Origin of the sequence: Telluria mixta, from assembly GCF_029223865.1 — a bacterium.
Lineage (GTDB): Bacteria > Pseudomonadota > Gammaproteobacteria > Burkholderiales > Burkholderiaceae_D > Telluria > Telluria mixta.
On record NZ_CP119520.1, the window covers coordinates 515,462 to 530,290 of the forward strand.

The 14,829-nt window shown below is 64.4% G+C and carries 13 protein-coding genes; 2 read left to right on the top strand and 11 right to left on the bottom strand.

Annotated elements, in window-relative coordinates:
* Window positions 1–9: 9 nt before the first annotated feature.
* On the bottom strand, window positions 10–771 hold the full coding sequence (locus P0M04_RS02325) for a C39 family peptidase (RefSeq protein ID WP_259448939.1): 762 nt from the start codon (window positions 769–771) through the stop codon (window positions 10–12).
* A 209-nt stretch (window positions 772–980) separates the two neighbouring features.
* Here P0M04_RS02325 and P0M04_RS02330 point away from each other — a divergent pair, with 209 nt between their 5' ends.
* Both P0M04_RS02330 and P0M04_RS02335 read left to right on the top strand, forming a co-directional pair.
* Window positions 981–1,832, top strand: coding sequence for a helix-turn-helix domain-containing protein (locus P0M04_RS02330; protein ID WP_259448938.1), 852 nt, complete (start codon window positions 981–983; stop codon window positions 1,830–1,832).
* 163 nt (window positions 1,833–1,995) lie between these two features.
* Complete coding sequence (locus P0M04_RS02335) at window positions 1,996–3,153, top strand: AraC family transcriptional regulator (protein ID WP_259448937.1); 1,158 nt, start codon at window positions 1,996–1,998, stop codon at window positions 3,151–3,153.
* On the opposite strand, the gene P0M04_RS02340 is transcribed toward P0M04_RS02335, so the two are convergent.
* The 10 genes from P0M04_RS02340 to rimP form a co-directional block, all read right to left on the bottom strand.
* A complete protein-coding gene (locus P0M04_RS02340) occupies window positions 3,098–3,565 on the bottom strand; it encodes a hypothetical protein (RefSeq protein WP_259448936.1) in 468 nt (155 codons plus the stop codon). The two genes, P0M04_RS02335 and P0M04_RS02340, sit on opposite strands and share 56 nt — an antisense overlap.
* Window positions 3,562–4,401, bottom strand: a complete 840-nt coding sequence (locus P0M04_RS02345; protein WP_259448935.1) for a hypothetical protein — start codon at window positions 4,399–4,401, stop codon at window positions 3,562–3,564. The genes P0M04_RS02340 and P0M04_RS02345 overlap by 4 nt, the downstream gene beginning before the upstream one ends.
* A complete protein-coding gene (locus tag P0M04_RS02350; RefSeq protein ID WP_259448934.1) occupies window positions 4,401–5,168 on the bottom strand; it encodes a hypothetical protein in 768 nt (255 codons plus the stop codon). Before P0M04_RS02350 ends, P0M04_RS02345 begins: the two co-directional genes overlap by 1 nt.
* Window positions 5,169–5,247: 79 nt before the next feature.
* The gene (locus P0M04_RS02355) at window positions 5,248–5,757 is read right to left on the bottom strand and encodes a DUF6160 family protein (protein WP_105380713.1); all 510 of its coding nucleotides are present in this window, start codon (window positions 5,755–5,757) and stop codon (window positions 5,248–5,250) included.
* A gap of 268 nt (window positions 5,758–6,025) precedes the next feature.
* Window positions 6,026–7,864, bottom strand: coding sequence for a translational GTPase TypA (gene typA, locus P0M04_RS02360; protein WP_056123327.1), 1,839 nt, complete (start codon window positions 7,862–7,864; stop codon window positions 6,026–6,028).
* A gap of 323 nt (window positions 7,865–8,187) precedes the next feature.
* Window positions 8,188–9,111 (bottom strand): tRNA pseudouridine(55) synthase TruB, encoded by a 924-nt coding sequence (truB, locus tag P0M04_RS02365; protein ID WP_259448933.1) that lies wholly within the window; start codon window positions 9,109–9,111, stop codon window positions 8,188–8,190.
* Complete coding sequence (gene rbfA, locus P0M04_RS02370) at window positions 9,108–9,557, bottom strand: 30S ribosome-binding factor RbfA (RefSeq protein ID WP_259448932.1); 450 nt, start codon at window positions 9,555–9,557, stop codon at window positions 9,108–9,110. Before rbfA ends, truB begins: the two co-directional genes overlap by 4 nt.
* Window positions 9,558–9,652: 95 nt before the next feature.
* Window positions 9,653–12,541 (bottom strand): translation initiation factor IF-2, encoded by a 2,889-nt coding sequence (gene infB / locus P0M04_RS02375; protein WP_259448931.1) that lies wholly within the window; start codon window positions 12,539–12,541, stop codon window positions 9,653–9,655.
* A 101-nt stretch (window positions 12,542–12,642) separates the two neighbouring features.
* Complete coding sequence (gene nusA / locus P0M04_RS02380) at window positions 12,643–14,208, bottom strand: transcription termination factor NusA (protein ID WP_259448930.1); 1,566 nt, start codon at window positions 14,206–14,208, stop codon at window positions 12,643–12,645.
* The gene (gene rimP, locus P0M04_RS02385; RefSeq protein ID WP_259449157.1) at window positions 14,205–14,693 is read right to left on the bottom strand and encodes a ribosome maturation factor RimP; all 489 of its coding nucleotides are present in this window, start codon (window positions 14,691–14,693) and stop codon (window positions 14,205–14,207) included. The genes nusA and rimP overlap by 4 nt, the downstream gene beginning before the upstream one ends.
* Window positions 14,694–14,829: the final 136 nt, after the last annotated feature.

The window sequence follows — 14,829 nt, forward strand, 5'->3', positions numbered from 1 at the left end:
GTGATGGGTCTATTGTTTGCGGATCGAGATGCCGCCGAAACCGTTCAGCAGGCGTTCGTTCGCCACCTGCGTGTCGATGGGACGCTGCAGGCCGCGGTCGCGGATGCGGTCCATGTCGACCACGCCCAGTTCGTCGTCGGCCAGCGCGAGCTTCAAGGCGGGCGGCCGGTTCTTCGGCGGGTAGGCGATGAACAGCGTGTTGCGGTCCCACAGCGTGGCGAATTCCTCGACCGAGAACGTGATGTTGCCGGCCGACGGGTCGGCCAGGAACACGAGGCCCCCGCGCACGCCGCGCAGCACGACGAAGTGCTTGAAGCCGGCGTAATCGATCGGCACGATGCCCGGCGAATCGAGCGTGAGCAGGTCCGACATCTCGGCGTGGAAGCCCGCGCTCTGCACATCGATCGAGGCGAGGTAGCGCTTCATGTCGAGCAGGGAAAAGCCGCGCCGCTCGATGATCTTGTCCTTCTCGCCGAAGGCCATCATGCCCTCCATCGACTGCTGCTCGGTGACATCGATGCCCAGGTGGTACTTGAGGATCGTGACGAGCGCCGCGGAGCCGCAGCTGTAGTCGTAGGCCTGGTGGACGATGTTCTTGTACTTGAGCTCGGAGAACGGCTCCATCGACACGTTCGGAATGCCGGCCGCGGCCACGGACATGGTCGTCGGCAGGTCGAAATGGTCGAGCGGACGGTCCTCCACGTCGTGCTTGGCCAGCACGCCGCCGCCGCCCACGAGGACCGCGAGGATCCCCAGCAGGAATGTGTACATGATGTCTCCCTGGGGCGCTTCATGCAGCCCCTTGTGTCCCGGCTCCGTACGCTTTCGTGGCGTCCGGATGGCGGATTTTTCATGCATCCCAACGTGGTGTTTTGGCCACGGTTATTGCACTTTTTCTATATTTTGGATGCAGGCACGGCTGGCGGATGTTATAAAACGCTATCGTTTTTATAAAAAACCGCTCATTCGATTGGGGCACCGTGCACACTTGGGACAGGATCAGCAATGCATTGGGCGAGCCGGTCACCAGCGTGGAGATCGGCGGTGTTCCGCTGCGGGCCGAACGCTACATCTTCCAGCTGGGCGGTTGCCAGGTACCGCCGCTCGATTCACTGGTGCTGGCCTGCCACCTGGGCGGCGCGCGGGCCACGGCCGGGCGCAGTCCTGGCCGTTCGTTCGACTTCCTGGCCGGCGCCGCGACGGTGTTCCAGCCCGGCTTCGCCAGCCGCTGGACGTTCTTCGGCGCGATCGACATGGCGATGTTCCACTTCCTCGACCCGGACCACGAGATGGTGCGCCACCTGCAGCGCCTGCTGGCCGCGCGCGCCAAGTCGCCCACCTTTTCCGACCCGCTCGTGCATGCGGCCGCCCAGCAGCTGCTGGCCGAGGTCGCCCGCAGCAGCACGCCCAACACGGGCTTCGTCGAAAGGGCCTGCTCCCTGATGATCGAGCAGACGTGCCGCGTGCTGGAGGGCAAGACGGGCCGGCACCTGCCGCCGGACGCCCTCCAGCTCGGCCGCCTGCAGGGCGTACTGGAATGGATCGGGCAAAACCTGTCGAGCGAGCTGTCCAACGCCGAACTGGCCGAGCGCGCGGGCGTGTCGGAATCGCACTTCCGCCGCATCTTCCAGGAAGCGATGGGGATGACGCCGCACCGCTATGTGTTGCGTTTACGCCTCGAACGGGTCCATGAATTGTTAACCCGCACCAGCTTCTCGATCGCCCGTGTTGCGGCGCAATGCGGGTTCAACAGCCAGAGTCACATGACGGCCTGTTTCGCGGCCGCGTACGGCATCACGCCCGCCCGGGCACGCCAGCAGGCACGCGCCTGACCTTCGCAAACCACCGGGTTTGCGTTGCATCAATTTGAAAATCTTGCTTGCCGAAAATGATCGCTTTTTGATAAAGACGAGATCATTTTCCGCAGCGTTGCGATTTCGCATGCACACATAATAAAAAAGCACCCGAGCACAAGAACCCGGGGCCACTCGATAAATGAGTAAGGAGACCAAGCATGAGACCAGCGCAGGACGCGTCCGCACGTACGCGGTCGCCAGCGTGAAGTACCTGTCCGCCACGGACGTGGTGCAACGCATCAAGGCCTGCCTCGGCGCCGAGGGCATGGACGTGGACGCCCTGTTCGCCAAGGCCAACCTCGAATGGTTCGAGCACGGCGCGCAAGGACAGCGCGCGGCCGACCTGCTCGCGTTGTCCGACCAGTTCAGCACCTTGTGGGAAAGCCTCGCGGCCGCCAGCGGCGATCCCCTGATCGGATTTCGCGTGTTCGCCCCGGACCCGCTCAGTTGGCTCGGTGTACTGGGCCACCTGATGCTCGCCTCCCCCACTCTGCGCCAGGCCGCGGACAGCCTGACGCGCTACATGCCGCTCGTGTCGCCCGTCGTGCGCGCCACGATCGAGCCGAAGGCCGACCGCGTGCGCGTGGGCCTGAACCTCGTCGGCGGCGCGCGCTCCGTGCCGCAGGCGCGCTACGACTTCACCTGGAACCTGCTGCTGGCCACGATGCGCTTCGTCGGCAGCAAGCCCGACCTGAAGCCGGCCCTCGTTGAATACGCGTATCCGGCCCCGCTCGACACGGCGCCGTACGCGCGGTGGTTCGGCTGCCCCGTGCGTTTCGGCGCGCCCGCCAACGCGCTCGAATTCGCCAATGCCGACATCACGGCCCCCATCCCCACCGCGAACCCGCTCGCGGCGGAAGGCTTGTTCCGCCTGCTCGACGAACGCCTCGCGCAGGCCGAGCGGACGAGCGTGGCCGCGCGCGTGCGCGAGCTGCTGCCGGCGATGATCGACCAGGGCGGCGCGCTGCGCGATGCCGTCGCGCGGCGCCTCGCGATCAGCGAGCGCACCCTGCAGCGCCGCCTCGCGGACGAGGGCACTGACTTTTCCACGCTCGTCGACGAGGTGCGCCGCACGATCGCGCAGCAATACCTGGGCAGCGACCGCATCAGCGTCAAGAACCTCAGCTACAAGCTGGGTTTCGCCGACCCCAGCGCCTTCCACCGCGCCTGCCTGCGCTGGTTCGGCAAGGCGCCCGGCGAATTCCAGCAGGACCGGCTGAACGCCCATGGACAGCAGGCCGTCAATGGGACCACAGGCGCAACTGGCCCTGCATCTGCAACTCGCCGTTCAGGGTGACCTGGCCGAGGCTCTGCGTGACGGGCCCGCGCGGATCGGCCTGCACGCTGAGCGAATCGAAGCCGGTGTCCGTGAACTTCGTCCACGCCGGCAGCGTCAAGGCGAGATAGTTCGTGCCGTCCGCGGCCGTCTGCGGGCTGATGTTCAGGCCCACCATCTGGATCACGCCGCCGATGTTTTTCAAGACCGTGTACGTCGTGCGGCCGTCGACTGTCTGGCCGATGGTAAGACGGCTGTCGCCTGTGCTGCCGTCGCCCGGCCGATTGAGCTGCAGGCGCACGGCGAAGCTGATGCCGTCGGCGCCGCGCACCTGCGCGAGTTCTTCGTCGGCCAAAGGCTGCGGTTCCGCCAGCGCACATCGCGCCGTGCAGAGCAACAGGATGGCAAGGAGGACGAGTCGGCGCGGGCTCACTGGCGGAACTTGACGTCGAGGTACTGCAACTGGATGGACCCGATGCGCGAGCTGCCCAGGTCCATGTTCGCGCCCGCGTCGCTGCGGAAGCTGATGTTCCCGATCTGCAGCGTGCCGCTCGGTGCCGCCTGGTCCGCGTCGGGCCAGTTGACGCCGATGTGCAGGCTGGAATTGCCTGCCGCATCCGTGCGCGCATTGAAGATGCCGGCCTGGTTCGTCACGTCGGCGATGCGCCACGGCGCCGTCGGCGCGGCACCATCCGCCGTCGCGGCGCCGATCTTCACGTTGGACAGCACCATCGCCTCGCCCGTCGCCTCGCGGCCGTTCGGCGCGAGCGTCAGGCTGCCGAGGTCGATGCGCGCGGCGAGGCCGAAGGCGAGACCGTCGCCCACGGCCGGCGTCGACCACTGCAGGCCGCCGCCGTAGTACACGAGATCCTTCAGGATCACGCTGCCGTTCTTCACGTCGAAGCCGCCGGCATTCACGCCGAAGTCGTAGGCGACCTGCCAGACTTCGCGTCCGGCCGCGTTCTCCGGAAAGGCGATGTTGATGATGTCGGCGCGGCCCGCACCGCCCGCGATGATATCGAGCCGGTACGGATCGGCGAACGGCGCATCCGTGTTGTCGGATCGCGACGCGGCCACGTTGCCGATGCCGATGCTGCCGCCACCCGGCGCGTAATAGCGCAGCTCGGCGTTGCCCGACATGGCGAAATTCGACAGGTTGAAACTCATGCCGTCGCGGCCTGCGACCTTGGCGAGCGCGCTGTCCGGCAGCGGCTCGAGCGCGGCGACCAGCGCCGGTGCGGACAAGAGGATGGCGGCGACGGCGCGCATCAATGCCCCGCCGCGTTATTGACCGGCACGGTGCCGGTGAGGTTCAGCGCGGTCAGCTTGTCGCGCCAGTTCAGCCAGATGCCGGCCTGCGCCTCAGTCAGTGCGGGCATGCCGGCCGCGGCCTGGAATTGCACGGGTTGCTTGAGGATCGCGATCCAGAAATCGCGGCTCGGTCCGTTCGCGTCGCCCGCCGTGACGCCGCCCACGTTGGCCAGCGGCGTGCAGCCCGTGCACGTGCCGTCCCAGCGCTTGCCGCCGCCGGCGTCGTTCATGCTGTCGATGATGCCGGCTGCGCCCGCGTCGATGCGCACGGAGCCGGACAGTGTGGCGATCTTCGTGCCGATGTCGCCGGAGATGCCGTCGAAGCCGAGGCGCATGCCGACGATCTCGCGCTGGCTGCCGGTGCCGGTGTTTTTATAAACGAATTCGAAATAGGGATTGGTGATCTGCACGAGCCGCTGCGCCGCGGAAGCGTCGGTGCGGCCGAACTGCAGCGCGCTGATGTCGAGGTCGGCGCCGGACCCGTTGCGCGGCGCGTACGTATACTCGCCCAGGCGCATGTTGTAGAGGTTGGCGTTCAGCGTGACGTCGGCATCGAGGCTGATGCGGGTGAAATCGAAACCGCTGTAGCTGGAATTACTGACCGTGAACAGGCCCTGGCCGCTGACTGTGGACAGTTCGGTGTCGGACATCGGGCGCATCTGGGCCGATGCCGCGCAGGGCAACAGCGAGAGTGCCAACAACGAAGCGGCGAGCGTGGTGCGCATTGATCGAACCCGAAAAAACGAGGTCAAAAAAACGGCCCGGGGCAAGCCCGCGGGCCGTCCATCACCCAACCCGAGCCGCTTAGTGCGCCCAGATGTAGACGGTGGTGCCTTGCAGCTTGATGTCGTTGGCGGCGAACGAACCGTAGGAAGCGCTCGAGTTGCCCATCTTGATCGAGTCAACCGACATGCTCAGGTTCTTGTTGGTGTCGATCAGCGGGATGGCGATCTTGACGACGTCGCCAGCCGGCATGAAGGCAGCCAGGCCCGTGCCGCCGGTCACGCCCAGGACGCTCGATGCGCCCGACGCTGCGCTGGCGTCGGCCTGGAACGTGGCGTTGTTGATGATGTCGATGGTTGCAGCGATTGCACCGGCGATCTTGATGTTGTTGAAGCTCACCGAACCACCTGCGGTATCGGTGTCCGTGTAGACGAACGAACCGATGTTCACATGCAGGTCAGCGGCGATCGACACACCGTCACGGCCCGAGACCTTGGACAGTTCGGCGTCGGCGATCGGGGTCAGGGCCGATGCGTACGAAGCGATCGAGGACAGGGCAGCAACGACGGTCAGTTGTTTCAGCAGTTTCATGGTATCTCCAGTGTTATTGTGATCGACGGAATCTCTTCGGGCTTCCCCGCGCGTCCGCTTCGGATCCTCTGCAGCTTGTGGCCAATCGGGACGGCAGCGTCGGGACCGCTTTTGCCTTAATTGGAAGTCAATTAAGTGGAAATAATGTTATTCCTTCCCATGCAATAACCACATCGTTTTGTCCTTGCCCGCCGAGCCAAATCGATGGATTCCTGAGCCATAAAAAAACCCGCTGCAAGCAGCGGGTTTTCGTGGGTGCGGCGAAGGCTTATGCGGCTTCGCGGCTGGCCTTCTTGCGCTCGTGCTCTTTCAGGTGGCGCTTGCGCAGGCGGATGCTCTTCGGCGTGATCTCGACCAGCTCGTCGTCCTCGATGAACTCGACGGCGTATTCCAGCGACATCTGGATCGGCGGTACCAGGCGCACGGCTTCGTCGGTACCCGACGCGCGCACGTTGGTCAGCTGCTTGCCCTTGATCGGGTTGACGACCAGGTCGTTGTCACGCGAGTGGATGCCGATGATCATGCCTTCGTACACCGGGGTGTTGTGCTCGACGAACATGCGGCCGCGGTCCTGCAGCTTCCACAGTGCGTAGGCGACGGCCTGGCCGTCATCCTGCGAGATCAGCACGCCGTTGCGGCGGCCGGCCAGTTCGCCCTTGCCGTTGTCGACCGGGGAGTAGGCGTCGAACACGTGGCTCATCAGGCCGGTGCCGCGGGTCAGGGTCATGAAGTCGCCCTGGAAGCCGATCAGGCCACGGGCCGGGATGCGGTATTCCAGACGGACGCGGCCTTTGCCGTCCGATTCCATGTTCTGCAGGTCGCCACGACGGCGGCCCAGTTCTTCCATCACGCCGCCCTGGTTGACTTCCTCGACGTCGACGGTCAGGTTTTCGTACGGCTCGCACTTGACGCCGTCGATCTCCTTGAAGACGACGCGCGGACGCGACACGGCCAGCTCGAAGCCTTCGCGACGCATGTTTTCCAGCAGGATGGTCAGGTGCAGCTCGCCACGGCCCGACACTTCGAACACGGTGTCGTCCGGGGTCGGCAGCACGCGCAGCGCCACGTTCGACTTCAGTTCGCGGTCCAGGCGGTCGCGCAGCTGGCGGCTGGTGACGAACTTGCCTTCGCGGCCGGCCAGCGGCGAGTTGTTGACCATGAAGTTCATCGTCAGGGTCGGCTCGTCGACGGTCAGCATCGGCAGCGCTTCCGGGGTATCGACGGCGGTCACGGTCACGCCGATGCCGATGTCTTCGATACCGTTGATCAGCACGATGTCGCCGGCGACGGCTTCATCGACCAGCACGCGCTCCAGGCCCTTGAAGTTCAGCACCTGGTTGATGCGGCCCTTGATCGGGTTCTTGTCGTCCTGGCCGTTCACGACCAGCACGTCCATGCCCGGCTTGACGCGGCCGCGGTTGACACGGCCGATACCGATCTTGCCCACGTAGGACGAGTAGTCCAGCGAGGTGATCTGCATCTGCAGCGGGCCGTCCGGGTTGTCGTCACGCACCGGCACGTATTTCAGGATGGCGTCGAACAGCGGCTTCATGTCGCCGCCGCGCACGCTTTCATCCATGCCGGCGTAGCCGTTCAGGCCCGAGGCGTAGACGATCGGGAAGTCCAGCTGCTCGTCGTTGGCGCCCAGCTTGTCGAACAGTTCGAACGTCTGGTTGATCGCCCAGTCGGCGCGTGCGCCCGGACGGTCGATCTTGTTGACGACGACGATCGGCTTCAGGCCCAGCGCCAGCGCCTTGCGCGTGACGAAGCGGGTCTGCGGCATCGGGCCTTCCTGGGCGTCGACCAGCAGCAGCACGGAGTCGACCATCGACAGCACGCGCTCGACCTCGCCGCCGAAGTCGGCGTGGCCCGGGGTGTCGACGATGTTGATGTGCGTACCTTCGTATTCGACGGCGCAGTTCTTCGACAGAATCGTAATGCCGCGTTCCTTCTCGAGGTCGTTCGAGTCCATCACGCGGGTGTCGACCGCCTGGTTTTCACGGAAAGTGCCGGATTGGCGCAGCAGCTGGTCCACCAGGGTGGTCTTGCCGTGGTCAACGTGGGCGATGATTGCGATATTACGAATCGCGCGTTTGGTGTCTGACATATGCGTTTTCAACAGTGAAATGTTGCGTGATGGGCGGAAGAGCTCGAGACTTTGGACTTCCGGAACCCACTAGTATAGCACGCTTACAGGCCCCTGCTGCACCGCAGCGGCCTGCATCGCCAGAATAACGGCGAAATGTTGAATGACGATGACGTCAGGCGCGCAGTGCTCAGGCGGCACTGCGCCACAGGATGAGTCCGGCGCCGGATACGAAAAAGAACATCGCGCCGGTGGTCCGGCCGGCCAGTTGCGCTTCGGTGCGGATGGAGTCGGTCGATTGCATCCCTTGATGATGGCGCAATGTTGCCATCAAAGCAAGCACTTCAGCCCTGCGGTCTGGCGATCAGCCGTTCCGGCGCGAGCACGCCATACTCCTGCAGGATCGCCGTACCCAGCAGCTTGTCGTCGTGGTACACGCGCACCCTGCCCTGCGTCTCCGGCAGTGTCACCGGTTCGCGGTTCAGTGCGAGGCGCTGGCCGTTGAGGAAGCGGGCGGCCAGCTCTTGCGTGAGATCGACGCGCGGGAAGCTCGACAGCAGCGCATCCACGGGTGCCAGCAGCGACAGCGGATTGTCGTGCGCCTGCAACTGTTCCAGGGTCACCATGCCGTCGACCGTCAGGCTGCCCACCTGGATCCGGCGCAGCGCATTCAGGTGCGCGCCGCAGCCGAGCTCGGCACCGATGTCCTCGCCCAGCACGCGCACGTACGTGCCCTTGCTGCACGTGACGCGGATGGTGAGCATCGGCGCGTCGTACGCAAGCATCTCGAGCTTGTGGATCGTGACGGGACGGGCCTCGCGCTCCAGGGTGATCCCTTCGCGCGCGTATTCGTACAACGCCTTGCCGTCGCGCTTCAGGGCCGAGTACATCGGCGGGATCTGCAGGATGGGGCCGCGGAACTTGGCCAGTGCGGCCTCGATCTGCTCGACCGTCACATCGACCGGGCGCGTCTGGACAGCGTCGCCTTCGGTATCGCCGGTGGTCGTCGTGATGCCCAGGTGGACGACGGCGTCATACGTCTTGTCCGCTTCCAGCAGGTCTTGCGAAAACTTGGTCGCTTCTCCGAAGCACAGCGGCAGCAGGCCGGTGGCGAACGGGTCCAGCGTGCCGGTGTGGCCGGCCTTCTTCGCGTTGACGACGCGTTTCGCCTTGATCAGCGCATCGTTGGACGACAGGCCGACCGGCTTGTCGATGAGGAGCACCCCGTCGACGAGGTCGCGGGGCTTTTTCGGAGGACGCGCGTTCACTCGGAATCCTCGGCAACGTCGTTGCCGGTAACCCCTCGATCAGTTTCGATGTGGCCGGTGTCGGCCACATCGTCTTTTGCCCGCGTCGCGTTCGCCTGGTCGATCAGCGCCGACAGCGCGAGGCCGCGGCTGGTCGACGTGTCGTGCACGAAGTGAAGCTGCGGCAGCGTGTGGATGTGCAGGCGCTTGCCGAGCAGGTTGCGCAGGTAGCCGGACGCCTTGGTCAGGCCTTCCAGGGTCTGCTTGATCTCTTCCGGGCTGTCCTTGAGCAGCGTGAAATAGATCTTCGCGTGCGCGTAGTCCGGGGTCAGCTTGACCTCGCTGATGGTGACCATGCCGACGCGCGGATCCTTCAGTTCGAAGGCGATCAGTTCCGACAGGTCCTTCTGGATCTGGTCGGCGACACGCAGGCCGCGCTGGGGAATGCTTTTGCTGTGTTTTGCCATGTTGTTTACGACTTATAAAAAACTTGGGGCCAGCGGCCCGCGCCACGGCGCAGGCTTGCCAGCCCCAATGCTACTCCTATCGAAGGAGAGTCCGATTACAGCGTACGCGCCACTTCCTGAACTTCGAACACTTCCAGCGTGTCGCCCACCTGGATCTCGTTGTAGTTCTTCAGCGACAGACCGCACTCCAGACCGGCGCGCACTTCCTTCGCATCGTCCTTGAAGCGCTTGAGCGAGTCGATCTCGCCCGTCCACACGACGATGTTGTTGCGCAGCAGGCGGACCGACGAGGTACGCTTGACGACGCCGTCCGTGACCAGGCAGCCCGCGATCGCGCCGACTTTCGACACGAGGATGACCTGGCGGATTTCCACCTGGCCGGTGACGTGCTCGCGCTTCTCCGGTGCCAGCATGCCCGACAGTGCCGTCTTGATCTCGTCGATCGCATCGTAAATGATGCTGTAGTAACGGATGTCGACGCCGTTCGTCTCGGCCAGCTTGCGCGCCTGGGCGTCGGCACGGGCGTTGAAGCCGATGATGACTGCCTTCGACGCGGTCGCGAGGTTGACGTCCGACTCGGTGATGCCGCCGACGGCCGCGTGCACGATCTGCACACGCACTTCCGACGTCGACAGCTTCTGCAGCGAGCCGACCAGCGCTTCCTGCGAACCCTGCACGTCCGTCTTGATGATGAGCGGCAGGTTCTTGACTTCGCCTTCGGCCATCTGGTCGAACATGTTTTCCAGCTTCGCTGCCTGCTGCTTGGCCAGCTTCACGTCGCGGAACTTACCTTGACGGAACAGTGCGATCTCGCGCGCCTTGCGCTCGTCCGCCATGACCATGACTTCTTCGCCGGCGCTCGGCACTTCGGTCAGGCCCTGGATCTCGACCGGGAAGGACGGACCCGCTTCGGTCACCGACTTGCCGTTCTCGTCCAGCATCGCACGGACGCGGCCGAAGGACGAACCCGCCAGCACGACGTCGCCGCGCTTCAGGGTGCCGGACTGCACGAGGATCGTCGCGACCGGGCCGCGGCCCTTGTCCAGACGGGCTTCGACCACCAGGCCACGGGCCAGCGATTCCACCGGCGCCTTCAGTTCCAGCACTTCGGCTTGCAGCAGCACTTGCTCCAGCAAGTCGTCGATGCCCTGGCCGGTCTTGGCCGACACCGGGACGAACGGCGAATCGCCGCCGTATTCTTCCGGCACGACGCCTTCCGCGACCAGTTCCTGCGTCACGCGGTCGGTGTTCGCACCCTGCTTGTCGATCTTGTTGATCGCCACGACGAGGGGCACGCCGGCCGCTTTCGCGTGGGCGATCGCTTCCTTCGTCTGCGGCATCACGCCGTCGTCCGCCGCCACCACGAGGATGACGATGTCGGTCGCTTTGGCACCGCGGGCACGCATGGCGGTGAACGCCTCGTGGCCCGGGGTATCCAGGAAGGTGACCATGCCGCGCGGGGTGTCCACGTGGTACGCACCGATGTGCTGGGTAATGCCGCCGGCTTCGCCAGCAGCCACTTTCGCACGGCGGATGTAGTCCAGCAGCGACGTTTTACCGTGGTCGACGTGGCCCATGACGGTCACGACCGGTGCACGCGGCTTGGCTTCGAACTCGGCGTGCTCGCCCTGGTCGGCCAGCAGCGCTTCCGGATCGTCCTCGGCGGCGGCGAAGGCCTTGTGACCCATTTCTTCCACCACGATCATCGCGGTTTCCTGGTCCAGCACCTGGTTGATGGTGCACATCTGGCCCAGCTTCATCAGCTGCTTGATGACCTCGGATGCCTTGACCGACATCTTGTGCGCCAGTTCGGCCACGGTGATGGTTTCCGGCACGTGGACGTCCTTGACGATCGCCTCGGTCGGCGCCTGGAAGTTCGATTCGCGATCGTCGTGACCGCCACGACGGCCGCCACGGCCGCCGCCTGCACGCCAGCCGTCACGGCCGGTCGGCGCCGCGTTGCCGCGACCCTTCGTACCGCTGCTCGGACCGCCGCGCTTCTTGTCGTCCGACCAGGTCGAGGCCACGTTGGCCGACTTGATCGATTTCTTGTCGCCCGGCTTGGCACGGCCGCCGGCACCGTCGGCCGGCTTGGCTTCGGCCGGTTTCGCCGTCGTTGCCGGCTTGTGCAGCGTGCTCGGTTCGGCCGCTTTTGGCTTCGCAGCCGGCACCACTTCCGGCGCCTTGATCACGCGGCGCGGCTGGGCCATCATCGCCTTGATCTGGGCGACTTCATCGGCCACGGCCTTGCGTGCGCGCTCGGTGGCGGCAGCGCGTTCGGCGGCTTCCTTGGCGGCCTCTTCGGCCTTGCGCTTCGCTTCCTCGGCAGCCGCTTTCTTGGCTTCCTCGGCGGCGGCGCGCTTCGCTTCCTCGGCGGCGCTCGCAGCGCCGGCCGACGCCTGCGACGCTTTCTGCGCCTCGTTGGCACGCGCTGCCTCGGCTTCCGCGGCTTCGCGCCTGGTGCGCTCTTCCGCGTCGCGCTTGGCCAGCTCTTCGGCCGCCTTGGCCTGCTCGGCCTTTTCGGATTCGAGCTTGGCCAGGCGTTCCTGCTTCTCGCGCAGTTCCGCTTCCTGACGCGCGATCAGCTCTGCCTGACGGCGCGCCTCTTCTTCGCGACGTGCCTGTTCGGCAGCGTCGATCACCGGCGCCTGTTCGGCAGCCGCCTTCGGCGTGACGAGGTCGTCACGCTGCACGAAGGTGCGCTTCTTGCGCACTTCGACCTGGATCGTGCGCGACTTGCCGCTCGCGTCAGCCTGCTTGATCTCGGAAGTTTCCTTGCGGGTCACCGTGATCTTCTTCTTTTCGCCCGATTCGGCGGCGCCATGGGTACGGCGCAGATGGTTCAGCAGCTTATCCTTATCATCCTTGGACAAGGGATCTGACGTCGAACTTTTCTCGACGCCGGCAGAACGCAGCTGCGTCAGCAGCAAATCTGCAGGCATCTTCAGTTCGGTGGCAAATTGGGCTACGTTGTTACTCGCCATTCAGTCCTCTTTTCTATGTGTCGCGAGATGATAAAGAAATTTGCTAGCTTAATAAAGCGCGAAGACCGGATCGCGTTACGCTCCGGTCTTTCGCGTCTCATTTATGCCTTGGCCGTTTCTACCTGGCTCCAGGCTTTCGCCTGCAGGGCCTTGGCCCGGTCGTCGTACTTGGCGTCGACCAGTTTCATCTCATCGTCGGTCACATCATTAAATTCATTCTTGATCAGTTCACGGGCACGATCGGTCGGGAGCGCCAGGATGGCGCTGAACTCGTCGTAGGCCAGACCCGCGAATTGCTCCAGGGTCTTGATACCGGCCAGGCCCAGCTTGCCGGCAGTGGTGCGGTCCATCCCTTCCAGGTTGGCCAGCGCCTCTTCCATACCCTCGAGACCTTCTTCCGAAGCGATTGCCTCGGTCACCAGTGCATCGCGTGCGCGGGTGCGCAGTTCGTTGACGGTGTCCTCGTCGAACGATTCGATCTCCAGCATTTCGGAGATGGGCACGTATGCGACTTCTTCAAGGCTTGCAAAGCCTTCCTCGACCAGGATGTTCGCCACTTCCTCGTCCACGTCCAGCTTTTCCATGAACAGCGCACGCACGGTGGCGGTTTCCTGGGCAGCCTTGTTGGCCGATTCCTCGGCGGTCATGATGTTGATCTTCCAGCCGGTCAGCTCGGACGCCAGGCGTACGTTCTGGCCCGAACGGCCGATCGCGATCGCGAGGTTTTCCTCGTCGACGACGACGTCCATCGCGTGCTTCTCTTCATCCACCATGATCGACGACACGTTGGCTGGCGCCAGCGCGCCGATCACGAACTGGGCCGGATCTTCCGACCACAGCACGATGTCCACGCGCTCGCCGCCCAGCTCGCCGGTCACGGCCTGCACGCGCGAACCGCGCATGCCGACGCAGGTACCGATCGGGTCGATGCGCTTGTCCGCGGTAAAGACAGCGATCTTCGCACGCACGCCCGGGTCGCGGGCGGCCGACTTGATCTGCAGCAGGCCCTGCTCGATCTCCGGCACTTCGAGTTCGAACAGTTTCATGATGAATTCCGGTGCCGTGCGCGACAGGATCACCTGCGGACCGCGCATATTGCGGTCCACGCGCAGGATGTAGGCGCGGACGCGGTCGCCGATGCGCAGGTTTTCCTTCGGGATCATCTGGTCGCGCGGCAGGCGCGCCTCGATCTTGCCCGATTCGACGATCGCATCGCCGCGCTCCATGCGCTTGATGGTCCCGGTGACCAGCGCGTCGCCGCGCTCCAGGAAGTCCTGCAGGATCTGCTCGCGCTCGGCGTCGCGGACGCGCTGCAACACGACCTGTTTCGTATCCTGGGCGAAGCGGCGGCCGAACTCGACCGACTCGATCGGCTCTTCGATGTACTCGTCCACTTCGATGTCGGGAATCTGTTCCTTCGCTTCGAAGTGCAGGATTTCCTGGTCGGGCAGTTGCAGGCCCGCTTCGTCCGGCACGACGTGCCAGCGGCGGAACGTTTCGAATTCGCCAGTGTCGCGGTCGATGGACACGCGAATGTCGACCTCGCCTTCATAGCGCTTTTTCGTAGCTTGCGCCAGGGCGAACTCGAGCGCCCCGAAGACCACTTCCTTATCGACGTTCTTTTCGCGCGCGAGCGCATCAACCAATAACAAAATTTCGCGACTCATGCTTTGCGACTCCTAAAATCCACCTTTGGCACCAGGCGTGCCTTGTCCAGTTCGGCCAGCGTAAATTCCAGCAACGCCGGACCATCCTTGCCTTCAAATTCCAACCCGATCTTGTCGCCCTGCGGCGCATGCAGGATGCCCGTCCAGGTCTTGCGGTTCGCGGTGCCGGGCATCGCGACGCGCAGCTTGACGGTGCATTCGCTGCCGGCAAAGCGTTCGAAGTCGGCCAGGGTGCGCACCGGACGGTCCAGTCCGGGCGACGACACTTCCAGGCGCTCGTAGTCGATATTTTCGACCATCAGCACGTGCGACAGCTGGTGGCTCACCGTGGCGCAATCCTCGACCGAGATCGGTCCCTTTTCGTCCGCCACTGCCGCCGGGAAGTCGATAAACACGCGCAGGATGCCTCGTTCGGCACGCTCGATATCGACGAGTTCGTAGCCCAGTCCGCTGACTGTCGTGGCAATCAAATCAAACAACTGCACAGGTTTCTCCACGGTCCGGTGCCGGACCCTTAAAACGATTCAACAAAAAAAAAATGGGCAACTGCCCATCTTTTGTATTCCCAACTGGAGCTTGTTCGCCAAAACAATATTGGGAAGCACTCGGGTTAGACACGCA

Coding starts and splice junctions, on each gene's coding strand:
- P0M04_RS02325 (WP_259448939.1), bottom strand. CDS start 771: ATGTACACATTCCTGCTGGGGATCCTCGCGGTCCTCGTGGGCGGCGGC.
- P0M04_RS02335 (WP_259448937.1), top strand. CDS start 1,996: ATGAGTAAGGAGACCAAGCATGAGACCAGCGCAGGACGCGTCCGCACG.
- P0M04_RS02345 (WP_259448935.1), bottom strand. CDS start 4,401: ATGCGCGCCGTCGCCGCCATCCTCTTGTCCGCACCGGCGCTGGTCGCC.
- P0M04_RS02350 (WP_259448934.1), bottom strand. CDS start 5,168: ATGCGCACCACGCTCGCCGCTTCGTTGTTGGCACTCTCGCTGTTGCCC.
- P0M04_RS02355 (WP_105380713.1), bottom strand. CDS start 5,757: ATGAAACTGCTGAAACAACTGACCGTCGTTGCTGCCCTGTCCTCGATC.
- typA (WP_056123327.1), bottom strand. CDS start 7,864: ATGTCAGACACCAAACGCGCGATTCGTAATATCGCAATCATCGCCCAC.
- rbfA (WP_259448932.1), bottom strand. CDS start 9,557: ATGGCAAAACACAGCAAAAGCATTCCCCAGCGCGGCCTGCGTGTCGCC.
- infB (WP_259448931.1), bottom strand. CDS start 12,541: ATGGCGAGTAACAACGTAGCCCAATTTGCCACCGAACTGAAGATGCCT.
- nusA (WP_259448930.1), bottom strand. CDS start 14,208: ATGAGTCGCGAAATTTTGTTATTGGTTGATGCGCTCGCGCGCGAAAAG.